General features: G+C 52.4%; 16 protein-coding genes. 7 read left to right on the top strand and 9 right to left on the bottom strand.

Annotated features, from left to right (window positions below):
• Positions 1–5: 5 nt before the first annotated feature.
• The 3 genes from NST43_RS21300 to NST43_RS21290 all read right to left on the bottom strand — a co-directional run bounded on the left by NST43_RS21300 (position 6) and on the right by NST43_RS21290 (position 2,461).
• Positions 6–665: an amino acid ABC transporter permease gene (locus NST43_RS21300; RefSeq protein ID WP_209984930.1), complete on the bottom strand. Its 660-nt coding sequence runs from the start codon at positions 663–665 to the stop codon at positions 6–8.
• A gap of 28 nt (positions 666–693) precedes the next feature.
• Positions 694–1,470, bottom strand: a complete 777-nt coding sequence (locus NST43_RS21295) for an amino acid ABC transporter substrate-binding protein (protein ID WP_339219233.1) — start codon at positions 1,468–1,470, stop codon at positions 694–696.
• A 307-nt stretch (positions 1,471–1,777) separates the two neighbouring features.
• Entirely contained in the window at positions 1,778–2,461 is a 684-nt protein-coding gene (locus tag NST43_RS21290; protein WP_209985194.1) for a pectate lyase, read from the bottom strand.
• A 238-nt stretch (positions 2,462–2,699) separates the two neighbouring features.
• Between NST43_RS21290 and NST43_RS21285 the strand changes: the two genes are divergently transcribed.
• Entirely contained in the window at positions 2,700–3,380 is a 681-nt protein-coding gene (locus NST43_RS21285; RefSeq protein WP_339219230.1) for a GDSL-type esterase/lipase family protein, read from the top strand.
• A gap of 82 nt (positions 3,381–3,462) precedes the next feature.
• Here the strand turns inward: NST43_RS21285 and NST43_RS21280 are convergent, their stop codons facing one another.
• The 6 genes from NST43_RS21280 to NST43_RS21255 all read right to left on the bottom strand — a co-directional run bounded on the left by NST43_RS21280 (position 3,463) and on the right by NST43_RS21255 (position 12,661).
• Positions 3,463–4,617: a hypothetical protein gene (locus NST43_RS21280; RefSeq protein ID WP_339219228.1), complete on the bottom strand. Its 1,155-nt coding sequence runs from the start codon at positions 4,615–4,617 to the stop codon at positions 3,463–3,465.
• A gap of 482 nt (positions 4,618–5,099) precedes the next feature.
• Positions 5,100–6,146, bottom strand: a complete 1,047-nt coding sequence (locus tag NST43_RS21275) for a glycosyltransferase family 2 protein (protein WP_339219226.1) — start codon at positions 6,144–6,146, stop codon at positions 5,100–5,102.
• Positions 6,147–6,162: 16 nt separating this feature from the next.
• Positions 6,163–8,622, bottom strand: coding sequence for a collagen-like protein (locus NST43_RS21270; RefSeq protein ID WP_339219224.1), 2,460 nt, complete (start codon positions 8,620–8,622; stop codon positions 6,163–6,165).
• A 175-nt stretch (positions 8,623–8,797) separates the two neighbouring features.
• Positions 8,798–9,997: an MFS transporter gene (locus NST43_RS21265; RefSeq protein ID WP_339225492.1), complete on the bottom strand. Its 1,200-nt coding sequence runs from the start codon at positions 9,995–9,997 to the stop codon at positions 8,798–8,800.
• A gap of 252 nt (positions 9,998–10,249) precedes the next feature.
• Positions 10,250–11,392 carry a collagen-like protein gene (locus NST43_RS21260; RefSeq protein WP_339219223.1) on the bottom strand — a complete coding sequence of 381 codons (1,143 nt, stop codon included), beginning with the start codon at positions 11,390–11,392 and terminating at the stop codon, positions 10,250–10,252.
• Positions 11,393–11,833: 441 nt separating this feature from the next.
• The gene (locus NST43_RS21255) at positions 11,834–12,661 is read right to left on the bottom strand and encodes an AraC family transcriptional regulator (RefSeq protein WP_339219221.1); all 828 of its coding nucleotides are present in this window, start codon (positions 12,659–12,661) and stop codon (positions 11,834–11,836) included.
• Between the two features lie 225 nt (positions 12,662–12,886).
• On the opposite strand from NST43_RS21255, the gene NST43_RS21250 reads away from it, so the two are divergent.
• The 6 genes from NST43_RS21250 to NST43_RS21225 all read left to right on the top strand — a co-directional run bounded on the left by NST43_RS21250 (position 12,887) and on the right by NST43_RS21225 (position 26,529).
• Entirely contained in the window at positions 12,887–13,546 is a 660-nt protein-coding gene (locus NST43_RS21250; RefSeq protein ID WP_209984919.1) for a ThuA domain-containing protein, read from the top strand.
• A gap of 24 nt (positions 13,547–13,570) precedes the next feature.
• On the top strand, positions 13,571–14,674 hold the full coding sequence (locus tag NST43_RS21245; protein ID WP_209984917.1) for a Gfo/Idh/MocA family oxidoreductase: 1,104 nt from the start codon (positions 13,571–13,573) through the stop codon (positions 14,672–14,674).
• 1,023 nt (positions 14,675–15,697) lie between these two features.
• Complete coding sequence (gene treC / locus NST43_RS21240) at positions 15,698–17,422, top strand: alpha,alpha-phosphotrehalase (RefSeq protein ID WP_339225491.1); 1,725 nt, start codon at positions 15,698–15,700, stop codon at positions 17,420–17,422.
• 92 nt (positions 17,423–17,514) lie between these two features.
• Complete coding sequence (treP, locus tag NST43_RS21235; protein ID WP_209984915.1) at positions 17,515–19,500, top strand: PTS system trehalose-specific EIIBC component; 1,986 nt, start codon at positions 17,515–17,517, stop codon at positions 19,498–19,500.
• 129 nt (positions 19,501–19,629) lie between these two features.
• A complete protein-coding gene (treR, locus tag NST43_RS21230; protein WP_339219217.1) occupies positions 19,630–20,349 on the top strand; it encodes a trehalose operon repressor in 720 nt (239 codons plus the stop codon).
• A gap of 219 nt (positions 20,350–20,568) precedes the next feature.
• Positions 20,569–26,529: an S-layer homology domain-containing protein gene (locus NST43_RS21225; protein ID WP_339219216.1), complete on the top strand. Its 5,961-nt coding sequence runs from the start codon at positions 20,569–20,571 to the stop codon at positions 26,527–26,529.
• The last annotated feature ends 80 nt before the right edge of the window (positions 26,530–26,609 follow it).

Genomic DNA, 26,609 nt, shown 5'->3' with positions numbered 1-26,609 from the left:
CCCTTCTACTCAAATTTGAAACGTTTCTCCAGCAGCTTGAAGAATAAGGTCAGCACCAGTGTCATCAGCAGATAAATGACGCCCGCTACGACAAAAGGAGTGACAGTGAAATCACGGTTCACCGCCGTCTTGGCGAAATTCAGCAGCTCCGGTACGGCCACGGCATACAGCAGAGCGGTATCCTTGACCAGTGTAATCGACTCATTGGCAACCGCAGGCAGCGCCACGCGGAACATCTGGGCAAGAATGACCTTGCGCAGCGTCTGCCACCGGCTAAGTCCGAGCACCTTGGCCGCCTCATGCTGACCTTTATCGATCGAGAGCAGCCCGCCCCGGAAAATCTCGGCGAAATAAGCGCCGTAATTGAGAATAAAGCCCAGGCTGGCCGCTACAAAACGGTCCATAACCAGATATTGCCCGATTACGGGAATCTGCGGCAAACCGAAGCAGAAGAAGAACAATTGCAGCAAGAGCGGCGTTCCGCGCATGACGTAAATATAAGCGTGTGCGATCCAGGCCAGCGGCTTTAGCGTGCTTTTGGCCATCAGAGTGACCACCATCCCGAGCGGAATGGACAGCACGATCACGATCAGGAACAGCAGCACCGTGGTCCGGGCGCCTTCAAGCATCGGTCCGGAAATTCTAATAATATAATCGATATCCATGTCTTAACCGGCTCCTAAACGATAGCATCTAGTTCAATACCTTGTTCTCTCCGAACCACTTGGTTGAGATCTCAGCGGCGGTTCCGTCACTGTTCAGCTCATCCAGCGCCTTCTGCAGCTCTTTCAGCAGTTCATCATTGCCCTTCTTGATTCCAATACCATATTGCTCAGGAGCCAGTGATTCTTCCATCAGCTTATACGTATCCGGCTCTTTGGCTATGTAATATCTGGCGACAACCTCATCAATAACTACCCCATCCACACGGCCGGACTTGAGGTCTGTCAGAGCCAGGACATTGTCGGGGTATTCGGACACGTCCTTAAGCTCGGCTTTGATCGGACTGGCATCCAGGGCATCGGCGGCAGAGGAGAGGCTTTGCAATCCGACTTCTTTGCCGGCCAGATCCTTAAGCGCAGACAGCGATGAACCCGCCAGCACGACTACCACCTGGCTATTCTCCAGATAAGGCTTGGTGAACAGCACCTTCTCCTTGCGCTCGTCCGTGATGGTGTATCCGTTCCAGATCATATCAATCCGGCCGCTGTTCAGCTCGGATTCCTTGGCGGACCAGTCAATCGGCTGGAAGGTAACCTCCTTGCCCATCTTCTTGACAGCCGCTCGCGCATAGTCAATATCGAAGCCGACAAGCTCATTGTCATCATCCCGGAAGCCCATCGGGGCGAACTTGTCGTCTATGCCGATCACCAGCTTCCCGTCCTTGCCGCCTGAACCGGATCCTGAGCAGCCTGTAATTAGTACAATAGCCATGATGGTTAATAGAACCCATATTCCCTGTCTCTTCATCTCTCTAATCCCCCTAGTAGATTGCCTGGCGCATTGATTACTTTAGTTCGTTAATACGTTATCAGGCTATCATAATAGCATATCATGTGAGCGTATGTCGATAGAGTTGAGAAAGGCAGATGTGTCCAAAATAAATCTATTCCTCCGTCCCGGATATTATCGTGTTCATGTGTGCTTGGCCGTCCGTCTGAACTGAAACCGCCTCCATCCCGGCGGAGCCGGAAATGGAGACGGTTACTGTTAAAGGTGGTCTGCTGCAGGAATCAGACTGGTGTATTCACACTAGCTTCCCTGACCTTATTTTACCTTAATATTGCGTGTTGCCCGATTGGCTGGTCTTGCCCGAGGCAAAACCCTTGAACAGGGTTGGCACATTGCGGTAGCGGGTATTGGTGATCCGGGCGGCGCTGCTGCTGCTGTCTGTGCGGAAGATGGAATCCTTGACATTCGAGATATCCGAGTTGTCCAGGGTGAAGTTCACGGCATAGGAGGTGCCGCCGTTCTGGCGGGCCAGCTTGCCGATATCATTCGCTTTGAAATTCTTGATGTTGATGGTGCCCGCAGCGTTCGCCTGGAACACTTTATCGTAGGCTTTGTACGCACCTCCGCCTGTAATATTGACTGTGCCGGAAGCCTTCAGTGTCAGGGCATCCTCGCCGACATCCTGCCAGGTCACATTGGAGATGGTAGCATTCCCGTAACAGTGCACCCCGTCTGCGCCGGGAGCACCGATAATTACATTTTTGAGTGTAGCATTCTTTTCCAGCCGGAAGATGGGTTTCTGGTTCTCTGCCTGGCTGCCGTCTCCCAGCGTATTCGGATTGGCGACGAACGTCTGGCCATTGCCGTTATACGTCTCACCGGCCGGTACGACAATCGTCGAATTCACCACAATGGGCGTTGCGGCAGATACCTCGGGGGGACTGGCAACATAGAACGAAGACAACAATGCAACCGACAGGAGCAAGCCAACTACCTTTTTCAAAAACATTCCGCCCTTCAACTGTAGAATTAGGTCCGGCGCACCGGTCCCTTGCGGGCATACCAGCCAGATGTACACCTCTGACAGCACCCGATATCTAACCTATTCAGAACACGTGTGCATAGAACATAAACCTTACATGAAGATCAATTTCCATATTTCTGACACAATTTGGGCGGGCTGCAAGCTGAGGGATAAAAGATAACAATGGTAGAATAACAGAGCAGCAGAAACGGAGGAGATTAGATTGAATCAGGAAGAGCTTGACGAGATGATGGAGATTCAGTGGCAGAGAGAGAAAGAGGAGAAGGTGAAGAAGTACAGCATCCTGAACACCTTGGCGCTAAAAGGGCAGACCGTACTGGCGGGCTCCTCGCTGATGGAGTTTTTTCCGGTAAATGAATTGCAGCAGACACTGGAGAAGCAGACGGCTATCTATAACCGCGGGATTGCGGGCTATGTGACCCGGGAATTGCTCGAAGCGCTGGAGGTATGTGTGCTTGCGCTTGCGCCTTCGAGGCTGTTCATTAATATAGGCACCAACGACATCAGCTCAGCGGATGGGGAGTATGAGCTCGGGAAGCTGCTTGCGAATTACAATGAGATTCTGACCCGGATTAGAGAGAGGCTGCCGGAGTGCAAGGTGTACGTCATGGCGTATTATCCGGTGAATGCCAAGGCCGACTTCCCCGGAATGGATGAGGAGATGCGAGAGAATTACTTCAGAACGAGAACCAATGCGGCGCTGCTGGAAGCGAACCGTGCCGTGGAGGAACTGTCGCTCAGGCACGGATATGAGTTCATTAATGTGAATGAGGGACTGACCGACGCGGAAGGGAATCTGAAGGAAGAGTATACGATGGACGGTGTGCATATGTATGCTAACGGGTATGCGGTAGTGCTGGATAATCTTAAGGCATATTTGTAAAAAGGGAAGAGCGATGGCGCACGACCTGAAAAGGCAAAGGGGCGATCCTCCAAGAACGGAGAACCGCTCCTTTGCGTGTCCATTACATAATTTGAATGATACTTAAGTTGGACCAATCTGCATTGATATAATGACTAGTTAAAGTAGTCCCTGAACTAATATTGCAATTTAAGCTCAAGGTTTGAGTACCTGTACCGGTTTGCAATAATCCACTGCTGTTTAATGAGAGAGCTGTGGGGGTTGTTGGAGCACCAGTCGGAGCTGCGAATTTGTCGAGTGCGGACAAGTGTACCGCGTTGCCATTGAGGAATAGAAGAGCTTGTGCACCGGTAATATCAGCATTTCCGGGTGCATAAGTAATTCTGACTGTATAAGAAATAAAATATAAACTGTTAGGTGAAAGCGTAATTTGCGTATCGTTACCGGCATTAAATTGGATACCAGTTCCATTGATAAAATCTACAACAAATGGTGTCGCAGTTGGAGCTGGTGGCACTGTACCCGTTGGAGAAAACAGGGCATTATTATTAATGATGTTGACGCCCGTAGCACCGGTGAGACCAGTGGCACCAGTGAGTCCTGTAAGGCCGGTAACGCCGGTAACGCCGGTGAGTCCGGTGAGTCCGGTGACGCCCGTAGCCCCAGTATCACCCGTAGCCCCAGTATCACCCGTAGCGCCGGTTTCGCCCGTAGCGCCGGTTTCGCCCGTAGCGCCGGTTTCGCCCGTAGCGCCGGTTTCGCCTGTAGCCCCAGTATCACCCGTAGCGCCGGTTTCGCCTGTAGCCCCAGTTTCGCCCGTAGCGCCGGTTTCGCCTGTAAGGCCGGTAGCGCCAGTGCCCCCAGACCCTGTACCGGTTGGTCCAGTCATACCACGCGGCCCAGTCGTTCCCGTAGGTCCTGTACCTCCAGCTCCTGAACCAGTCGGCCCAGTCGCACCACGAGGCCCAGTCGTTCCCGTAGGTCCCGTACCCCCAGCTCCTGAACCAGTCGGCCCAGTCGCACCACCAGGCCCCGCCGTTCCTGTAGGTCCGGTGGCTCCAGTTGCTCCTGCCCCTGGCCCGGTCGGTCCCGTTACTCCGGGAGGGCCTTGTTGTCCAGCGGGTCCGGTTGGCCCTGTGGCTCCTGCCTGCCCGCCGTCCTGTTCTCCAAGCAGCTCTTCAGAGACCAAACGGTGTGCGGTTACCAGCGCACCTGCACTATTTTTGCCCCAGACCGAAATTTGAATTGGATCGCTCACACTAGTTGAATCATCAGGTGTAAGGAAATTAAACTCAAAACCATTAAAATCAGCGTAATAATTCTTTGTAATGACTTGATTTGCTTCAATGTTGAGTGCTTCGCTGACATACAAGACCCTTGTTCCAGCTTGTAGATAATAACCTTTAATGGTTACTGAGGAAGCCGAGCCACCACTGCTGTTAACAATTTTAATGGTAACCTGTTGAGTAGGCCTTACTCCGCTTACCGGATTATTCTCGATAGGTCCTGTTGATAAAAAGGCCAAGATTCTTCACTTCCTGTCCGTATATTTGGATTTCGTTCCAGCATACTTAACGTTTAATATAGTAATATTCTGACTTCACGGTTTGGTGCGGACTTAGGGGTTGAAACTGCAATATAGGGGAGATGGACAACAAAAAGAGACAGGTCCAGGAATAATTAAGCTTCCGGGATTGTCTCTATAGCTGTGTTAAGACTTAAACAGCCTTACACACAGCACTATCTTTTACTATAAAATTCAGCCCATTGCTGATGATGTAACGCCTGGGCCTTGTCACCTAGCGCCTGGTAGCATAGGGAGAGCTGTTGATGGGGAAGCCAGGTGTGGTAGACGTTATCAACAACAGACCAGTCGTATCGTTCACCCGGCGGGGACAAATAAGCCGAACGATACCAGAATATTGCAGCCTCCAGATTACCTGCTTTCAGGAAATGCTCTCCCATCCGGCAACTGAAGGCGGGGTAGGGCACATCCATGGACAGAGCTTCAAGCGTAAGTTCGAGTTCTTTCTCCGTCTGGCTGTTGTATACATAACAGGTTGCCAGCTTGTGAAGGATGAAAATTCTGTTCTCCAGAGTTATTTCAGGGTGATCCTTGCACAGCTCATAATAATGGATGGCTTGCTTATATTGCTTGCGGGAATGACATTCCCTGGCATAATTTAGCATATCAGATGTGCTGAAAGTGTAGCCTTTCGCCAAGTGGCGTTCATAGATGTCCATATTTCTGCTTGAGGAATTGCCACCTGAAGCGTTCACTACTTTAGTATGGGTAACAGTGATATCTGATTTTATAAAATGATACGTCTCATCTGTAGCTAAATCCTCATGTACGATGCCTTGCCAGATGAAACCTTTGGTACGCTTGAGTAGCCGCAGCCTCGTGGTATTACTGATGAGTTTCCGGCTGTTGTCCTGCGGAATTTCGTAATTCATGGAGACGGCGTCTATGTCTTCCGTGAGCGTGTTTTTTAAATGCTCCAACTTGACCTTGTCCTCGGGAGTCAAAATATCATCGGCATCCAGCCACAGAATATACTCCTGGGTAGCATATTTAAAGGATTCGTTCCGGGCAGCAGAGAAATCGTCAATCCACTCGAAATCGTAGATATGCTGCGTCCACTTCGCTGCAATCTCCTTGGTGCGGTCTGTGGAGCCGGTATCGACGATAATAATCTCATCGGGAATACCTTCAATGGAAGAGAGGCAATGATCCAGGTTCTGTTCTTCGTTCTTGACGATTAGACATAAACTGATTGATGCCATACCTTAACCTCCGCTGTTAAGACATAAACGGATCAATAACACTCCAGAGAGGGGTGTTACCAACCGGAATGGTAGCAAGCAACTTATTGGTATTCTGATCAATAACTGCAACATTATTAGACGCACCAATGCTTACATAGACCAGATTAGATTGTACACTGTTCCGCAATAAGGTGATGAATGGATTCACGGCAGGAGAGTCTTGATTGGTACCTGCTGTTATCGTGCCGATGACGGCATATGGAGCATTTCCGTCTATGACGCTAACATAATCTCTACTGTAATTGGATATATAGAAGCGGTTAGTCAGCAAATTCCCGGCAATATTAGAACAATTCCGTCCAACAGTAATTGTTCCTATAATGGCATGTGTATTCGAGTTAATAACATTCACAATGCCGGGGTCTGCATAATTGGCTACCCACAGCTGGTCACGCAGGGGATCGATTATAATTCCATGAGGTCTGCCGGTACTAGGGAGAGAGAATGTCGTAACAACTGTATTGTTGTTTCCATCAATAACTGAAACATAGTCACCCGCAATATAAATTCTATTGTTCAGTGGATTGATATCAATCTGAACAGGAAAAGATGTGACATTAGCGATGGTTGTGACCTGACTTGTGGTAATATCTATTTGCCAAATATTATTTGATGCAGCTTGGGAATTAGCCACATATAGCGTATTCGTAAGCGTGTCAATTGCCATCCCTCGCGGCTGTCCTCCAACAGGATAAGTTGCTGTGATCTGGTTCATAATTTCGTCATATTGAATAATGTTGGTGGCGTTAGAGTAATAAAGAAGATGACGCTGAGTATCTATAGTCGCACTTCCGTAGTACGTGCTTGTAATTGCAAAGCTTGTAACGATTTCGTTCGTTAAGGCGTTAATAACAGACACATATTTATTAGTCCCATTAGATCCTACATACAACATTGGAGGATGCATGGTTCCTGAGACACCGGTGAGTCCCGTAGCACCGGTGAGTCCCGTGACGCCGGTGAGTCCGGTGACGCCGGTAAGGCCAGTGACACCGGTGAGTCCGGTGACGCCAGTGAGCCCCGTAGCCCCGGTCTCCCCAGTGAGGCCTGTAGCGCCGGTCTCTCCAGTGAGGCCTGTAGCGCCGGTCTCTCCAGTGAGGCCTGTAGCGCCGGTCTCTCCAGTGAGCCCCGTAGCGCCGGTCTCTCCAGTGAGCCCCGTAGCCCCGGTCTCCCCAGTGAGGCCTGTAGCGCCGGTCTCCCCAGTGAGGCCTGTAGCGCCGGTCTCTCCAGTGAGCCCCGTAGCCCCGGTCTCCCCAGTGAGGCCTGTAGCGCCGGTCTCTCCAGTGAGCCCCGTAGCCCCGGTCTCCCCAGTGAGGCCTGTAGCGCCGGTCTCTCCAGTGAGCCCCGTAGCGCCGGTCTCCCCAGTGAGGCCTGTAGCGCCGGTCTCTCCAGTGAGCCCCGTAGCCCCGGTCTCCCCAGTGAGGCCTGTAGCGCCGGTCTCTCCAGTGAGTCCCGTAGCCCCGGTCTCCCCAGTGAGGCCTGTAGCGCCGGTCTCTCCAGTGAGTCCCGTAGCCCCGGTCTCCCCAGTGAGGCCTGTAGCCCCGGTCTCTCCAGTGAGTCCCGTAGCGCCGGTCTCTCCAGTGAGTCCCGTAGCGCCGGTCTCGCCGGTGAGGCCTGTAGCGCCGGTCTCTCCAGTGAGTCCCGTAGCGCCGGTCTCGCCGGTGAGGCCTGTAGCGCCGGTCTCTCCGGTGGATCCAGTGAAGCCTGTAAAACCAGTAGCTCCCGTGGTTCCAGCCCCTGTCGGGCCTGTGGGTCCTTGTTCACCGATGGGAATCCATGGCCCGTAGTTGTTACCGCCATCCTGGCTGCTGCGGTAATAGAGCGCTGGATTGGAAATATAGAGCTGCTGTACGAAGTCGCCGACGCGAGAGACATAAATCGTCCAGACAGCGGGGTGAGGCAGAGGTGGTTCTCCTGGGGCTGGCGGGCCGTCCTGGGGTGACGGACCGCCCGAGTTACCCGAGCTGTAAACGCCGGGCTGGTTGAAATCTTTCAGCCAACTTCCGGAAAATTCCTTATTGTTAATAGGGAAGACACCGTCTTCCGCATCAAGTACGACATCTCCGGTCTGGCCGTTAACGCTGGTGACGGCCCCGGCAGGCCCGGTAACACCTGTAGGTCCGGTAGGTCCATACAGTGTTTGAAGATTAGCAGCGGTTGTCAGTCTGGAATCCAGCAGCATTTCCTGGCGTGAAATGGTATTCAGCATGGCTCGCGTACTATCATTTACTTCAAGGATCTGAGCGAGTGTGGCAGGTGGACCGGTGAGCCCTGGCAATGTACCCAGAGCGAACTGGATTTTCTCACCTTCTGCATTTAGAATATGGGCTAATCCAAGTTCTTCCATGGCAATGGAAGAGAATAGCAAACTAACGACATCATCCCTTGATAATGTGACTGAGGGCGTGATGTTTGGGATATTGGGATTGGACATGAGGCACCTCCTTAGGATTAGGGCACTATTCAATATATGCGCAGCGTTTCTTGCGGAAACGTATAGTGGCCTACTCTTGGGGTTGGTGACATTTGATATAAATGCATATAAAAGAAAGTAACGGCCCTTCGCGGAGACTCTCCTTTGCAGGGCCATTACTCTCTTTATAAATCTATCAGATCAATTCCCGCCGCCGCTTCAAATACACATACAGCGCGATGCCAGACAGGGAACAGACGGCGGCGCATAAACCGATGAACCCGTACCCCGCCTGGAGTCCGCGTAGCAGACCAAGCTCGGTAGTGGAGCCGTAGAATGCTTTGACGGCTTCAATCACCCAGCCGATAATGTAGTTGCCGATGACGCTGCCGAGGCCCATCAAGGTCACGACAAAGGTAATCGCGGTGTCGCTCCCGTTCGGGTACCGGCGTGCGATGAAGGCCATAACCGTAGGATAGATAATAGCAATCCCGGCCCCGGATAGAGCGAACAGAAAGGCGAGACGCTCCCCGCCGGCCAGGGCGGCGAAGGTGCAGACCGCCGAGAAGCAGGAGAAGATAATCAGCGAGAGCACGAAGCCGATCCGGTCTGTCAGCGCGCCGAGCAAGAGCCGGCCCAGAGAGAATAGCAGGAAAAAGGCCGACAGCATACCGGAGGCGCGGACGGTGTCCCAGGCATAGGCTTTTTCCAAAAAGTTAACCAGCCAGCCGCCCACTGCCAGCTCTGATACCACGCCGAAGGACAGGATCATCACCATCATCCAGAGCGCGGGATCACGCATCAGGGTACGGAAGGAGGTACGGTCCTCGTTCGGCAGATCATCGCCGGGAAACGTGCTGCGCAGCGCCGACAGGATCGGCAGCAGACATAGCGACAGCATGACCAGATACATCCCCCGCCAGTCCAGCGTATGCCCGAATATACTCAGCGACATTACCCCGGTAGCCAACAGCGGTGCAACGGTTGAGCTTAATCCATAAAAGAAGTGGGAGAGGTTCATCATCATCCCCGTGTTTTTGACGAATATGCGTGCCCCCAGAATCGCCAGTCCAATCTCCAGCATCCCGTTCCCGATATACATCAGGAAGTAAGAGGAAGCAAACAGCGGATAGCTGTGCGACAGGTAGATCAATACCCCCGAGAGGACCATGGAAGCGAATGAAATAATAGTGACTGCCTTAATCCCCCATTTGCGGACAAGAACAGCGGTGAACGAGCAGGCGATCAGATAGCCCAGCGCGTTCAGCGAGAGCAGGGTGCCGAGCTGGCCTTCATTAAGGTTGAAGGCGAGCTGAATCCGCGGGATGGCGGGCCCTTTAATATTCTCCGAGATGCCAAAGACGACAAAGCCCAAGAAGATAGTGACAAGTTGCATGATATAAACGGTATTGCGTTTGCTTGCAGAGTTGCGGGACTGAGCCTTCAAGGTAGAGTGCCTCCTGAGTCATTGCTTATTGGAATACGTGTATTGTAGTTAGTTTTCGGGGAAAGGGCAAGGGTTACTTGTTCAATCTCCCTACATAAAGAAAGCCCGCACAGGCAGGGGATGATAACTTTCCTGCGGTGTACGAGCATTTGGAGGAATTGGACCGGTTGAACCGCCTTTGCTCATTTTCTAGCCCTACATTTAAGAGATTCTAAATATGCTTACATTACTGTAAGTATCAGATTGTCCTGTGATTTGCAAGGTTAATCCCGTAATTCCTTGTGCTAAGACTGGGAAAATAAGCTCTGAGTCGGCCGTGGTTACATTTATCAGACCACTGGCCGCCAGCGCCAAGCCGCCAGGTCCTGTAGTTCCTCCGTCTGCTTTATACAGATAAGAGGGGAAGGGAGTAATTGTACCGTTCAAGGTAGGTAAAACAGTTATAATATCAGCACTTGCAGAGGTATCACTAATGTACAATCGAATGTTGTAGGCAACAAAATAAATGCCTGTTTCTGGTATCACTACACTTTGGTTACCTCCGGTACCTCCAAGGGTAATCCCCTGAGCAAATACCGTATTGAACGGGATATTAACCGTGGTGTTATTAGTTACTGTTGTGTTATTGACCGGTACAAATCGACCATGAGTGGCCAATATATTCGGCCCTGTGATTCCGGTAGCCCCAGTGAGGCCAGTAGCGCCGGTAAGGCCAGTAGCCCCAGTGAGGCCAGTAGCGCCGGTAAGGCCGGTAGCGCCAGTGAATCCGGTAGCGCCAGTGAATCCGGTAGCGCCGGTAAGGCCGGTAGCGCCAGTAAGGCCAGTAGCGCCAGTGAATCCGGTAGCGCCGGTAAGGCCGGTAGCCCCAGTGAATCCGGTGGTTCCGGTAGCGCCGGTAAGGCCGGTAGCACCAGTGACTCCGGTGACTCCCGTCGGACCTGTTGCCCCTCCCCCAGGCCCCGTAGGTCCGGTGACTCCGGTTGGCCCCGTAGCCCCTCCCCCTGGACCGGTAGGTCCGGTGACTCCGGTTGGCCCCGTAGCCCCTCCCCCTGGACCGGTAGGTCCGGTCACTCCGGTTGGCCCCGTGGTCCCTCCCCCTGGACCGGTAGGTCCTGTCACTCCGGCTGGCCCCGTTGCCCCTCCCCCAGGCCCCGTAGGTCCGGTCACTCCGGCTGGCCCCGTAGCCCCTCCCCCTGGACCGGTAGGTCCGGTTGGCCCCGTGGTCCCTCCACCGTTATGTTCTCCAAGCAGTTCTTCAGATACTAAGCGGTGAGCGGTGACCAGTTGACCAGTACTACTCTTGCCCCACACCGAAATTTGAACGACATTGCTCAACTCAGTCACACTATCAGATGTAACAAATATAAATTCAAAACCATTAAAATCAGCATAATAATTCTTCGTAATGACTTGATTTGCTGCAAGCTGGACAACTTCGCTAACGTACAAGACCCTTGTTCCCGCATTTAGATAATACCCCTGAATAGATACAGAGAACGCCGAGCTCACGCTGCGATTATCGATTTTAACGGTAACCTGCTGAGTAGGCCTCACTCCGCTAACCGGGTTATTTTCGATCGGTCCTGTTGATAAAAAGGCCATTGCTTGATCACTTCCTGTCCGTATATTTGAATTTCGTTCCATCAGCAGCACACTTAATGATTAATATAGTAATATTCAGACTTACTGGTTTGGTGTGGACTTAGGAAACCCCATATAACCGCAAAAAACCCGCAAGGATACTCTCCTGTGCAGGCTGTTACTTTTTCTTTAGCCTATTTCAAGTTAACGCAGCTCGCTCGGTGTCCGCTGCTTGACCTGCTTGAATACACGGTTGAAGGTGCGGATATTGGTGAAGCCGCATTCCAGGGCGATATCCAGAATGCTTTTATCGGTGCCCAGCAGCAGCCGTTCCGCCTGGTTGACGCGGATGCTGTTCAGGTACGCTACGTAGCTCATGCCTGAGATGCTTTTGAAGAAGCGGGAGAAGTAGAACAGACTCATATTGGCGTGACGGGCGGCATCGGCCAGGGTGATGGGGTGCATGTAATGGACATCCAGGTACTCCAGCACCTCCTGCATAATCTTCATATTGGTAATGCGCCGCTTATCCTTGTGCGGATTGACGATATCCAGCGGCATCTGCCGCAGAATGAGCGCACACAGCTCGTGCAGGAGGCCGGTCACCAGCTGTTCGTGATGCGGAAGCTTCTCCAGATGCTCCTTAAGCAGCTCCTGCATAATCGCGGGCAGCCGGGGGTTGCCTTCAACAGGGTCAGATTGGGTCTTGTCCACAAAAGGGGAGGTAAGCCGCATATTCAGCGGCCAGCCCGCAGGAAACCCGATCAGTGAAGGATTGAAAATCACCAGCAGCAGCTTGGACTCGCTGTTCTTGCTGTCATAATAATGAATATCTCCGCTGCTGCATACGGCCAGATCTCCTGCGGTCAGCACCCGTGTCTCGGAGTTGATCCCCATCCGGATCGAACCCTCCAGTACATAGACAATCTCCAGATCATGGTGCCAGTGGGCCAGGAAATCGATATTGCGGCTCACAAAGGCAGTGAAGGGGAACGCTGTTCCATACGTCCGGTTCTCGTGAAAAGCTCTCATGGTTACTCCTGTTCTCGTCCTTCCCGGATGTTCAGCAGGAAGCGGTTTCAGTGATTAGATGCTTTGTGCATAATGTAGTCTTAAATTTAGCAAAAAATGACCATTCCTACAAGCAAAATGACGAGCAAGAAGGCTCGTAATGGATTACAATTTCTTCAGGAAGACCTGATCTGAATCAATCTATAACCCAAACTTGGATAAATAGGACAAAAAGGAGAGTTTGATATGGCAAAGAAGGCATTGATTGTAAAAGGTGGATGGGACGGGCATGAACCGAATGAGGTAGGGGCGCTTTTTGCAGATATCCTTACGAATGAAGGCTTCGAGGTTGAAGTCTCTGATACGCTGGACAGCTTCAATGATGCGGAGGCGCTGAAGGCACTGAACCTGATTGTACCGGTCTGGACCATGGGCGAAATCAAGGGGGAGCAGTGCTCGGCGGTTCTGGCGGCTGTGGCTTCCGGTGTAGGCATCGCGGGCTGTCACGGCGGGATGTGCGACTCCTTCCGTACCAATACGGAATGGCAATTTTTGACCGGATCGCAATGGGTGGCACATCCCTTCAACGATGGGGTGGATTATGAAGTGAACATCGTGAAATCCGGCTCCAGCCCGATTGTAGAAGGCATGCAGGACTTCATGGTGAAGTCGGAGCAGTATTATCTGCATGTCGATCCGGCGGTGAATGTACTGGCTACCACTACTTTTGTAATGAGTGAAGGGGAGCATTCGGCCAATGGTGTAATCACAATGCCGGTGGTCTATACGAAGAAATGGGGCCAGGGCAAGGTATTCTATAACGCGCTTGGACATCATGCGGATGTGTTCGATATCCCGGAGGCCAAGGAACTGATGCGCCGGGGCTTCTTGTGGGCAGCCAAATAAACGAAGGACAAGGTGGGAAACAGCGTGCGTAAAGTAAAAATCGGGATTGTCGGCTGCGGGAATATCAGCGGCATTTATTTTGAGAATTTGACGGGAACCTTCAAGAATACAGAGGTCTACGCTTGTTCGGATCTTAACCTGGAGCGGGCGCAGCAGGCCGCAGAACAGTACGGGGTTCCGAATGTGTGGACGACAGCGGAGCTGCTGGCTTCGGAGGAGATTGAGATTGTCGTGAATCTGACCACGCCCAATTACCACTTCGAGGTGTGTAAGCAGGCGCTGCTGTCAGGCAAGCATGTATATGTGGAAAAGCCGCTATCCCTGTCGCTTGAACATGGGAGCGAATTGGTGGAGCTGGCTAAGGAAAAAGGATTGTTCATCGGCTGCGCGCCGGACACCTTCCTCGGAGCCGGCCTGCAGACCTGCGCGAAGCTGATCGCGGACGGATATATCGGAGAGCCGGTAGCGGCGACAGCCTTCATGCTCTGCCACGGACATGAGAGCTGGCACCCGGACCCTGAGTTCTATTACCAGGCCGGCGGCGGCCCGATGTTCGATATGGGACCGTATTATCTGACGGCTCTGGTATCTTTGCTTGGTCCGGCCACTACGGTATGCGGCATGACCAAAACCTCCTTCCCCACCCGGACGATTACGAGTGAGAAGAAGTTCGGCAAGGTGGTGGATGTCGAAGTGCCTACGCATGTGGCCGGAACGATTCAGTTCGCCAGCGGTGCCGTGGCTACGATGATTACCAGCTTCGATGTCTGGCACAGCACGCTGCCGCGAATCGAAGTCTACGGCTCGCTGGGCACCTTGATTGTGCCGGACCCGAATACCTTCAGCGGACCCATCCTGCTGCGTCCGGCCCATAGTCCGGAATTCAAGGAAATCCCGGTGGTTCACAGCTATGAAGGCAACAGCCGGGGCATTGGCGTGGCAGATATGGCCCGCTGCATCGAGACCGGAGAGACCCCGCGCGCAAATGGCGAGCTGGCGAATCATGTGCTGGAGATCATGCACGCCTTCCATACCAGCTCCGATTCGAAGCGCTATGCCGAGCTGACCACCACCTGCGAGCAGCCGAAGCCGCTGGCTCCGGGACTGATTAAGGGATATTTGGAGTAAACGAGAGTAAGAGAGTTATAGAGTTATAAAGAGATAAAAGAGGTATAGAAAGATACAGAGAGATTCAAAGAGATTCAAAGAGGTATAAAGAGGTACGGTGAGGTAAAGAGGGCTAGTAATAGGCAGCGTTTCTGTCTCCGGCATTCGGGGAGGGGGCGCTGTTTTTTTATTGTTTGGGAAATTATGAGAGTGCACTCGAATTCACCTAACGCGTGCTAAATAAGCTAAGGAGGAGCAATAGTGCACCTGAATTCAGTGAGAGCGGGCTAAAAGAGGCAATGAAGAGCAATAGTGCACCTCATTATGCCGGATGCCGCCAGAAGTAGACGAATGGAGAAGGGGGAGGGCAATCAGCTGTGCACTTCGTCGCGCCAACTGCGGAACAAAGTCGTTGTCCCTCGCCTCGCCACCGCTCCGTTGCGGCCTGCTTGAAGCAAGTGGAAAAAGGGCACTTGCTTTAACGCAGAAATACAAAAGTAGGACAACGAGTGGAAAAAGTACATTTAATTTTGCTTCAAATGCCCTATTTATCCAATTAAATTCCCTCTGAAGCCTATTTGACGGAATTTAAATGTACAATTTCCACCTGCTGACCTTATATCCGCGAGCTTCCTGCCGCCAACTACCAATCAACTACCTACCCAGTAACTAACTATCTACCACTCCACCATCTACCAAATCACCCGTTAATCCCATGCTGGGCCAGCTACTTATCCACTCCCTGATCCACCCACTAAATCACCCGTTAATTCACCTGCTAATTATACTCCGCAAGGATAATTGGTAACCTGATTTGAGCTGGCGGCAGCAATGCTGCGACTGCAGTTCGCTCATGGCAGTCAGTATTACTATGCATCATCCTCCAATAGTCAGCTAGTCAACTCTGCAACATCTTCCAATAGTCAGCCATATTGACAACCTGTATATACAGGTTTACACTGTGTGAGGTGTTTGATCTTGTATATACAAGTGTAATGAATGACAATAAAGCGATTTTTGCTGGAGGACAACACAGAAATCTACATGGAGGTGCTAACTTTGAGCCAAGCCCGGCATTCGGAATGGTGGCGGCGGTCCACAGTGTATCAGGTGTACCCGAAGAGTTTCAAGGATACGACGGGTATCGGAACAGGAGATATAAGAGGTCTGACGGAGAAGCTGGATTATTTGCAGGAGCTGGGGATTGATATCGTCTGGCTGCAGCCGGTATATGTCTCGCCCGGACATGATAACGGTTACGATGTTGCCGACTATGAGCGGATTAACCCGGATTTCGGTACGATGGAGGATTTTGACGAGCTTGTGGAGGAGCTGCACCGGCGCGGAATGAAGCTCATGACGGATATCGTAGTCAACCATACCTCGACAGAGCATAAGTGGTTCAAGCAGGCGATCTCCAGCCCGGATAATCCGTACCACGATTATTATATCTGGAAGGACCCGGCGCCAGGCGGAGGAGTACCGAACAATTGGCAGTCGAAGTTCGGCGGTCCCGCCTGGCAGTACGATGAGGCGTCAGGCCAATATTACCTGACCCTGTTCGACAAGACTCAGGCGGATTTGAACTGGGAGAACGAGCAGGTCCGCCTAGCGGTGAACGAGATGATGCTGTTCTGGGCCCGCAAAGGGGTGGACGGCTTCCGTATGGACGTCATTAACTTAATCTCCAAGGACCAGCGTTTCCCGGATGATGACGGGAGTGTGCCGCCGGGCGACGGACGGAAGTATTACACAGACGGTCCACGGGTCCACGAATACATCCGGGCAATGTACGACGAGGTATTTGGCCCGCATGAGCTGGTTACGGTCGGTGAGATGTCCTCTACGACACTTGAGCAGTGCATTCGTTATTCCAATCCTGAGCGGCGTGAATTCTCTATGACCTTCAACTTCCATCATCTGAAGGTGGATTATCCGAACGGCCGGAAGTGGGAGCTAATGCCTTATGATTTCGAAGCACTCAAGCGGCTGTTCAGCGAGTGGCAGAGCGGGATGCAGGAGGGCGGGGGCTGGAACGCTTTATTTTTCAACAATCACGATCAGCCTCGCGCGCTCTCCCGGTTCACAGATGACACGGCGTACCGCGAGGAGAGCGCCAAGCTGCTGGCGACCACACTGCATGGACTTCAGGGGACACCGTATGTCTATCAGGGTGAAGAAATCGGGATGCCGAATCCCAAGTGGCGGGGTATTGAAGAATTCCGTGATATCGAGTCGCTGAATATGTACCGGATTCTGTGTGAGCAGGGAGCAAGCCCCGGGGAGGCCCTCGCGATTCTGCAGGAACGTTCAAGGGACAACTCAAGGACGCCAATGCAGTGGGATGACAGCGTGAATGCAGGCTTCACCACCGGGACTCCTTGGCTAAAAGTGGATGAGCGGTATCCGGACATCAATGTGCAGAAGGAGCGGGAACTGCCCGATTCCATCTTCCATCACTACCGCAAGCTGATCGCTCTGCGAAAGGCGCATGCGGTCTTCACCGACGGCATCTACCGCAGACTGGACGAAGCACATCCCGAGGTGTTCGCTTATGCACGGATGGGGGACGGCGAGGCGCTGGTGGTGGTCTCGAACTTCAGCAGTAAGGAAATCACCTTCCGGCTCGCGGATCATCACTGGGCAGACTTAAGCGCAGCGGGTCAAGACAAGCTTCTGCTCGGCAATACGGGAGAGGATCTTGCATTCACGCAAGAGCTGCGGTTAAGCCCGTACGCCTCATATATGTGGCTGATTAGTCAGAACTGAGGAAGCCATTCCTAAGGAAATATACTTATAGAAGCAATATCAACAAAAGCAATATCAACTAAGCATTTATCAACTACGCGAGGAGTGAAAATATGGCTATAGACCGCAAAAATGTTGAAGAGATTGTCCGGGCGGTTGGAGGCAAGGAGAATATTGAGGTTGCGACGCATTGTGTGACCCGGCTAAGATTCTCACTCTATGACGAGAGTAAGGTAGATTCGGCGGCGCTGGACGCAAATGACCTCGTGAAAGGACAATTCTCTTCCCAGGGGCAATTCCAGATTGTAATCGGTCCGGGCACGGTAGATAAAGTATATGACGAGATGATTCAACTGACCGGCGGCTCCCGCTCCTCCAAGGATGAGGTGAAATCAGCCGCTGCCCGCAAGCAGAACCCGCTTCAGCGGGCGATCAAGACACTGGCCGATATTTTCATTCCAATTCTTCCGGCCATCGTTACGGCGGGTCTGCTTTTGGGGATCAATAACCTGCTGACCGGCCCGGGGATCTTCTTCAGCCAGTCACTGGTGGATGTCTATCCGCAGTGGAAAGATATTGCAGCGATCATCAATACGATTGCCAGCACGGCGTTTACCTTCTTGCCTGCGCTGATCGGCTGGGCCGCCGTGACCCGCTTCGGGGGCAGTCCGCTGCTTGGGATTGTGCTGGGTCTGATTCTGGTGCATCCAGACTTATTAAGTGCTTACAGCTATGCTAACGCTTCTACGGAAGGGACGGTTCCAACCTGGAATCTGTTCGGCTGGCATCTGGAGCGGATCGGTTATCAGGGGCAGGTCCTGCCGGTCCTGGTATCGGCCTATATTCTGGCCAGCATTGAGAAATTCCTGGATAAGCGGGTCCATGATTCGATCAAATTGCTCGTGGTCGCACCCGTGACTCTGCTGATTACAGGGTTCCTAGCCTTCACCATCATCGGACCGGTTACGTTCGGCATTGCGAATGCCATTACCTCCGGGCTGATCTATGTTTTCGATCATTTCGCCATACTCGGCGGCTTAATCTACGGCGGATTCTATTCGTTGCTGGTCATTACGGGCATGCATCACACCTTCCTGGCCGTGGATGTTCAGCTAATCGGCAGCGAAGGTGGTACCTTCCTCTGGCCGATGCTGGCGCTCTCCAACATTGCCCAGGGGGCGGCCGCACTCGCTATGATGTTCGTGATTAGAGAACAGAAGACGAAAGGGCTGGCGGTGACCTCCTCCGTCTCGGCCTTCCTTGGAGTCACTGAGCCTGCGATCTTCGGGGTGAATATCCGCTACCGCTATCCGTTCATCTTCGGAATGATCGGCTCCGCAATAGCCGGTGTGCTGCTCACCGTGAATCAGGTCCGGGCCACTTCCATTGGGGTAGGCGGGATTCCCGGCTTCCTGTCGATCTTCCCTAACCAGTGGGGCGTATTCTTCATCGGGATGGCGATTGTACTGATTGTGCCGTTTGTTGCCACGGTGCTGTATGGCCGGGCAGTTGTGCAGCGTGCAGCGAAAAGCCCGTCAGAGACAACAGACCTGACGGATGCTAAGCCTGCGGCCAAAAGCGGGGAACTGAACAGCCGCAGCTCCGTTCAAGGCTCGCAGGAGCAGGAGCCAGTGAATATTCTGGAGCTGGCGTCACCGCTGAGCGGAACTGCGGTACCGCTGGAGCAGGTTCCTGATCCTGCTTTTGCCGAGAAGCAAATGGGTGACGGGATTGCCATTGAACCATCGGAGGGCAAGGTATTCGCTCCATTCGATGCTACCGTTGCCCATGTGATTAAGAGCAAGCACGCGCTGATTCTGGAGCACGCCAGCGGAGTCCAGGTGCTGATCCATGTCGGGATTAACACCGTGTCGCTAAAAGGCGAAGGGTTCAAAGCGCGCAAGGAGAGTGGCGATAAGGTACAAGCCGGGGAGCTTCTCCTGGAATTCGATATGGAGGCCATCCGCGCCGCAGGATATCCATTAATCACTCCAATCATTATCCCTGCCGGGCAGGAGATGGTGGAGCGGATTGAGGAGCGGACCGGACCTGCCACCGCGAAACAGACAAGCATTCTGACCGTTCACCTGAAGGGTTGAGCTGAGCGGATCAGGCATACAATATAAGGAATGGAGGACAGCCCTGCGGGGCTGTTTTTCTACAATTATAAGAATTATATACTCTGTCCTGCAGCCAGGGCGTGTTACAATATAGGGCGGTGATTATAAATGAGAGAGAATATATATTTACAGATCTATACGGAATATAGCAACCGTATTCATTCCGGCCAGCTTGCGCCCGGAACCAAGCTGCCCTCCGAGAGTGAGCTGGCGGAGGCTTATAAGACTTCGCGGGAGACGGTGCGCAAGGCGCTGAATCTCTTGTTCCGTGAGGGCTATATTAACAAGATCAAAGGCAAAGGCTCGTTCGTGCTGGATATGACGAGGCTGGATTTCCCGGTGACCGGACTGATTTCATTTCAGGAAATGTCCGGGACGCTGGGGGTTCCCTCGCGGACACTGGTGGAGGAGACGGTCCTGGAGCCGGCAGGCTCCCTGCTGGCCAGACAACTGCATATCGCCGAAGAGACTCCGGTGTGGAAGGTGATCCGTGCCAGAGAGATTGAAGGCGAGCGGATTATTCTGGACAAGGACTATTTCCGGTCCGATATCGTTCCCTTCCTCAGCAAGGAGATCGCAGCAGGCTCTATTTATGAATATCTGGAGACGGATCTGGGTCTTAAGATCAGTTATGCCAAAAAGCTGATTTCCGTTGAGCCCTCGACCGGGGAGGATCAGCGCCTGCTGGACCTGAAGCAATACCTGCATATCGTCGTGGTGCGGAACTATGTGTATCTGGAGAATACGGTGCTGTTTCAATATACGGAATCCCGGCACCGGCTGGACAAATTTCAATTTGTGGATTTTGCCAGAAGGGTTAGGCGGTGAATGCTCAGGAACAGGCTGGCGGATAAGCATTCCTGACCTAGCTGAATATGAAGCACCATAAGGCAGGGCGTTCACGTATAATCGTGCGCTCTGCTTCTTTTTTATGACTTTTTGTAGGAATTGCCGACAATTTTCGATCGTTTGTGAGAATTTTGTGAGAATGATTTGCTTTTATTAGGTATAGGCTTGCATTTCAATGATGAAGAATGGAGTGAGACAATGAAGCGTAAGAAGCTGCTCGCACTGCTAATGGTGCCCACAATGATCCTGTCTATGTTTCCTGCACCCCTGGCTGTACATGCAGATTCAACAGATTGGGGAGCAAGGGCTGCCTATGGCGGGGAAGGCGGAACAGAGCTTTTCCTGGGAGGCAAATTCATTGAACTGGGGATAAGCAACTGGGGGAATTTCGGTACGATGGGCAGTAAGCCCGCTAATTTCCGTGGAACGAGTTCCAGACCTTATCTGGGAATGAGTGCGGATCATGACGGATATGGAACAGGCAAAGATCTGCCAGTCGATTATTATTTGCCGGGCACCCCTGAAGAACGGTTCGCGGTAGGCTACCAGATCGGCGACAATACATATGCGAAGTCCAATTCAGCGCAGATGCGCTCGATGGATATGCCGACCACCGTTGTAAATACCTCGCAGACGGATAAAGGAATTCTGAGTGCGACTACGGTATCCACATGGACTGACACTATGGAGATTAAGCAGGTAATCAGCTTTGGGGAGAACCAGAAATTCTACCGCAATGATGTGACTATTACCAATCTTACAGATAAGAATTGGGACGGGGCGCGGTATATGCGCTCAATGGACCCGGATAATACGGTGGATCAAGGAGGGGCATATGTCACCTCTAATATTGTGACCCACACCATTGAGGAAGATCGCGCTGCAGTCGTGAAGGCGAGTACGATTGCTGATAATGATCCGCTGTACAAGGCCTTTAATTCAAGAGCCCCAATCTTCTTCTATTCCAGTGATCCACGGGCTAAGGCTTCCGTCTTCGGGTTTACCAATATAAACCCTTATGCGCTGGAAGCTTACAACAGTCCGAAGGCGAAGAACGAGGAAGTCAAGGCTGATGCAGGGATTACCATGACCTGGGATTCCGGTACGCTGGCTCCGAACGCGAGCAAGAAATTCACCTATTACACGAGTCTCGATGAGAGGGATTTCAGTGAAGTCATCTCTGACATTGAGCTGGATGAAGGCGCCAGCACCGAGCTGGTGGAAGCCAAGGCGAATGATGGGACAGTTACCGGTAACCAGAAGGTAAAAATAGTCGGTGCAACCCTTGTTGCTCCTATTGATCCAAGCCATATCCGTATCAACAATCTGCCGGAAGGACTTAATTTCGCAGTAACCCGGCTAAGTGATACGGAGCTTAACTTCACACTGACTGGTGCGGCGGTTGATCACGGCAAGGATGCGACAACGAAGAACCTGTCCGTTACGGTTGATAAGGAGAATCTGCTGGGGATCTCCTCCGGTCTGACGACCAAGACCTTCAGTGTAACGTTCAGAGATCCTGCGGCGCTTAGCCTGAATAAAGGGATTGTATCCGAATCGGTCTATGGCTCGGGTGAAATCACTGAAACGCTTGGCGTGACGCTGACTGGCGGAAAATTCGCCGAAACGGTTGGTGCAGAGGATGTGTTGATTCATGGTCTTCCAGCCGGTCTTGGCACGGAAGTGACCCGAGTCTCTGATACGGAGCTTACACTGAAGTTCACAGGTTCAGCTACGGTGACCAGCGATGTCTACGGAGCTTATGTAACCGTAGCTTCCGGCAAGCTTGCAGGAAGCCCGGCGGACTTAAGCACGAACACCTTCAAATTAGATTTCATGGACAAAGAGCCTTATCTGGTGGTCAAGACACCGCAGCTCTATGAATCAGATCTGAATGATGGCACGATCGGGGATGTGCTTGTTCTTGAACTGAAGAACGGTTCTTTCGATGAGTCGGTTATGGATGCCATCGAAGCGGTGAATTGGCCGCCGGGCCTTACGCCGGGCAAGATTACCGTGGATTCTCCGACACAGATTACGGTAGCTATTGCCGGACAGGCAACCAGCCATAAATCTGCTGACAGCGTGGATCGGGCAGCGGTTACGCTAGCAGGCATTCCGTCGGGAACCTTCGCTATTCTGTTCCGCTCTCCTCCGGCCGCGATTGCCGCGTCTCCTGATGTAATTCAAGATGCAGGTGACGGCTCAGCGGCAGAGACGCTGACGGTGACCCTGCGTAACGGATTATTTACTGAAGAGGTCGAAGGCGGCGTAAACGTCAATAATATGCCTGAAGGTTTAAGCTTCAGCGTGGTGCGAATTAGCGGCACGGTACTGGAGATTCATTTCAGCGGTCAGGCGGCTGGAAAATACGAGGCATCTGCTTTTGCTTCAGTCACGGTAGATCCTTCTATTATTGTAGACGGGGTTAAGCTGGTGACCTCCAATAACGTTGATCTGCAGTTACCGGGTGCTGGTGCACTGGTGAAACGCGATATGGAAGCCTTAACCTGGGAGTTAATCCGTAAGGACAATGCCCTGCAGAGCTCTGTGCTGAGCGGATTAGATTTACCTCTAAAAGGAGCGGGCGGCAGCACGATTACCTGGACCTCCACCAATGGAACGGTCGTTGCCACAGACGGGACGGTGACAAGACCGCTGTTCAATACAGGCGATCAGCCGGTTACATTGACTGCGGTGCTGAAGAATGGGGCATCCGAGCTAACGAAGACCTTCGAGCTGATTGTCAAAAAGCAGGCCGGAACCCACAAACAATCGGTAACCGAAGACACTTACCTGCTTACCTGGAATACGATCCGCGAGGAGAATGTGAAGCAGGAATCCGTAACCTCTGCGGTGTATTTGCCGAAGAATGGGACGAATGGCAGCACGATCACCTGGACCTCCTCGGATGAAGAGGTGATTGCCACTGACGGAACGGTAACACCACCTTCCTTTTCAAAAGGGGACCAGACGGTAACCTTAACAGCGGTCATCCGTAAGGGAGACAGCGTGCTGACCAAAGAATTCGTTCTCACGGTCATCAAGCGTCCAATGACGGACGAAGAGTCTGTAAATGAGACCTTGGCCAAGCTGAACTGGGACATGATCCGGGCAGATAATGAGAAGCAGGAGCAGGTCCTGACGGATCTTGACTTGATTACCGAAAGCACCAGCGGCAGCACGATCACCTGGACCTCCTCCCAGGAATCGGTTATTACGCCGGACGGTGGCGTGAAGCGCCCTGCCTATGCAGATGGAGACCAGAAGGTTACCCTGACAGCAACGGTGACCAAAGGCAGTGTGACCTATCTCAAAGAGTTCGTAGTGACCGTGAAGGCTAAGCGGGAGAGCATCGACGATCAGCTTGATGAAGCTATGAAGCTGCTGAGAATCGGCTATAAAGGACAGGATTCGGCCAAGAGTGTAACGCAGGATGTTGAGTTGATCTCGAAGGGCTACTATGACTCCGAGGTCGTATGGACGAGCCACCGCAGCGATATTGTCAGCAGCACTGGTGAAGTTCAGCGTCCGCTCAAGGATACAGTGGTAAGATTGACAGCACGTGTTGCGAAGGAAGGCTTCTTCCGGGAGCAGGACTTCTACATTACGGTCAAAGGAACGAGCACGGTCGATCTTCCTCAGGATGAGGTGAATATCAAGATCGGTTATGCTCCTGGAGATTCAGAGGAGTCGGTGACCCGGAATCTGTTCCTGCCTAAGACCGGTGACACCGGATCTGTGCTGACCTGGACTTCGAACAAGCCGGATATTCTGACGAATACCGGACGGGTTAAGCGACCGGGGCCGGATGAAGAGGATGTTACGGTAGAGCTTACTGTACAGCTCGCAGACCCGGAGCATCCGGGCGAGACCATAGTCAAGAAGTTTACCCTTCTGATCAAAAAACTCAGTGACCAGGAAGCGGCAGAGGAAGCGGCCAGAACTACAGGAATCCATCCTGCGGCAACGTTCGCTGAGGGAGATACCTGGGAGAGTGTCACTGAAGCCTTCGTATTGCTTCAGACTGGCAAATACGACACTAAGATTACCTGGACCTCAAGCCTGCCTTCGGTGATTGCCGTCCAGCAGGATGCGGAAGAGGCCAAGGGCAATGTAACGCCTCCGGCCCAGGATACGAATGTCATTCTGACCGCTACCTTCACCCGGAACGGTAAGAGTGCAGTGAAGCAATACCTGCTGATTGTGAAGGCGAAAGGCGTAGTCAAGGAAGGTGCCGTTCGTGAAGCAACGTCCAGACAAGCTGGACTGTCCACCCTTAATGACGGCAAGCCGCTGGAGCAGGGCGTGATGATTCTTAGAACGAACCTGTCAGATGGAACGAAGATTGACACCATTGTGATTGATGAGAATGAAGTATATAACCTTGTGGAAGGCGTGAATCCGGATGACCCGGATGCAGCCAACCGGAGTGTAACTATCACCCACGTGGACGATATGGCTGCTCGTGCGGATGAGATTGCAGTTGAAATTCCATCCACCGCCGTTTCGATTCTGGCCGGGCGTAAGGCTTCACTGGACATTGTAACTGCACACGGTTCGATCCATCTGGATGCAGCCAGCCTGGCACAGCTCGATGCCACCACTACCGACTTGTATTTCCGGATTGTACCGGTGAAGAACGCGCAGGCGAAGGCGAACGTCCAGAGCAACGCGATCCTGAATGGTACCTCCAAGCTGGGGCTGGCCAGTGACAAGACACTTCAGAATCTGGGTTCGCCTCGCGAGATTGAGACGAACTATAGCAAGATCAATACCCAGATTCAACTGCCGTTATCCGAGTTCGCTAAGCAGATTCCGCTGCAAAGCTCCGGGGTGCGCGACGCCTTCCTGGATAGCTTGCGGGTGTACGTTGAACACAGCGATGGCGAGATTACATTCTACACTCCAGAAGTTGTGTATAATCGGGGCGGCGAGCCTGTAGCGCTGGAGATTCAGATTAACAAATTCAGTACCTTCCAGATTGTGCGGATTACAGATAAGGCTGCGGAGCCTGTTAAAGAAACTGAACCCGCACCTACAACTGCACCTGCAACTGTCCCTGGGGTAAAAGGCGAGATAGTTCCTTGGGCCAGTGTAGAGCTGACTGCGGATCAAGTGAAGGAATTGCAGAATAAGCGCGGAGAGATCGTGGTGGAGTCTGGTCAAGGTAAGGTTAGACTGGATGCTGCTGCTATCGATCTGACAGAGGTCAGCAAGCAGTTTGGCCTTGCGAATATGAAGACGGAAGACATTGTCTTCTATGTCGAGCTGGCAGCCTCTGCTCCGGGCAACCTGGAGGCCTTCAAGCTTGCAGCCGCGAAGCAGAAGGTGCAGCCTGGTAACACTCTGGTGAACTTCTCTATTAAGGCGAAGTATCAGGGACAGACGGTACAGGTAACCAGCCACGGCTGGGCGAAGTACGAGCTTCAAGTGCCAGCAGATATGAAGATTACGACTGGCGTACTGTACCGGGATGGTAGAATCTATCATCAGCCAACCTATGTAACCGTTAAAGACGGACGTTATTACGCTAGGATCAACAGTCTGGAGAGCGGGGAATTCGGCTTGATCTGGAATCCGCTCGAATTCCCGGATGTGGTGAAGCACTGGAGCAAGCCGGATGTGAATGATATAGGCTCAAGACTGGTGGCGAGCGGCACGAAGGAAGCGGTCTTTGAACCGCAGCGGGCGATCACTCGGGCTGAGTTCACTGCTATGCTGGCAAGAGCGCTTGGCATTGTTACCCATGGGGAGCAGCCAGTCACGTTCAGTGATGTCTCCGCAGACGGATGGTACGGGCTGGAGCTTCAGGTTGCCATCGAGAACGGCCTGATTACCGGTTATCCGGACGGAACCTTCAGACCAGGCAACAACATCTCCAGACAGGAAGCTATGGCGATTGTCAGCAGAGCCTTAAGTATTACAGAGCTGAAGTCTTCGCGCAGCGAAGAGCAGACTCAGCAGCTGCTGAAGTCCTTCGCCGATTCTGCATCCGTAGCCAAATGGGCGATTGCTAATGTGAAGCAGAATCTGGCGTCCGGCATTATTCTGGGCAGAGACGAACAGCGTCTTGCGCCGAACGAGAATATTACTCGTGCCGAGGCATCGGCGGCGATCCGCAGATTGCTGATTCAATCGAATCTGATTAATCCGTAAGTATAAGCATCACATAACCATTAAATAAGCAAGATCAGGGTCGTCCCTCAATCCAGATTATGGTTGGGGGACGGCTTTTT

The sequence above is a fragment of the Paenibacillus sp. FSL H8-0332 genome, from assembly GCF_037963835.1.
GTDB classification, from domain to species: domain Bacteria; phylum Bacillota; class Bacilli; order Paenibacillales; family Paenibacillaceae; genus Paenibacillus_AQ; species Paenibacillus_AQ rhizoplanae.
Note: the sequence above shows the minus strand (reverse complement) of the source record. Positions and strands in the feature narration are given on the sequence as shown.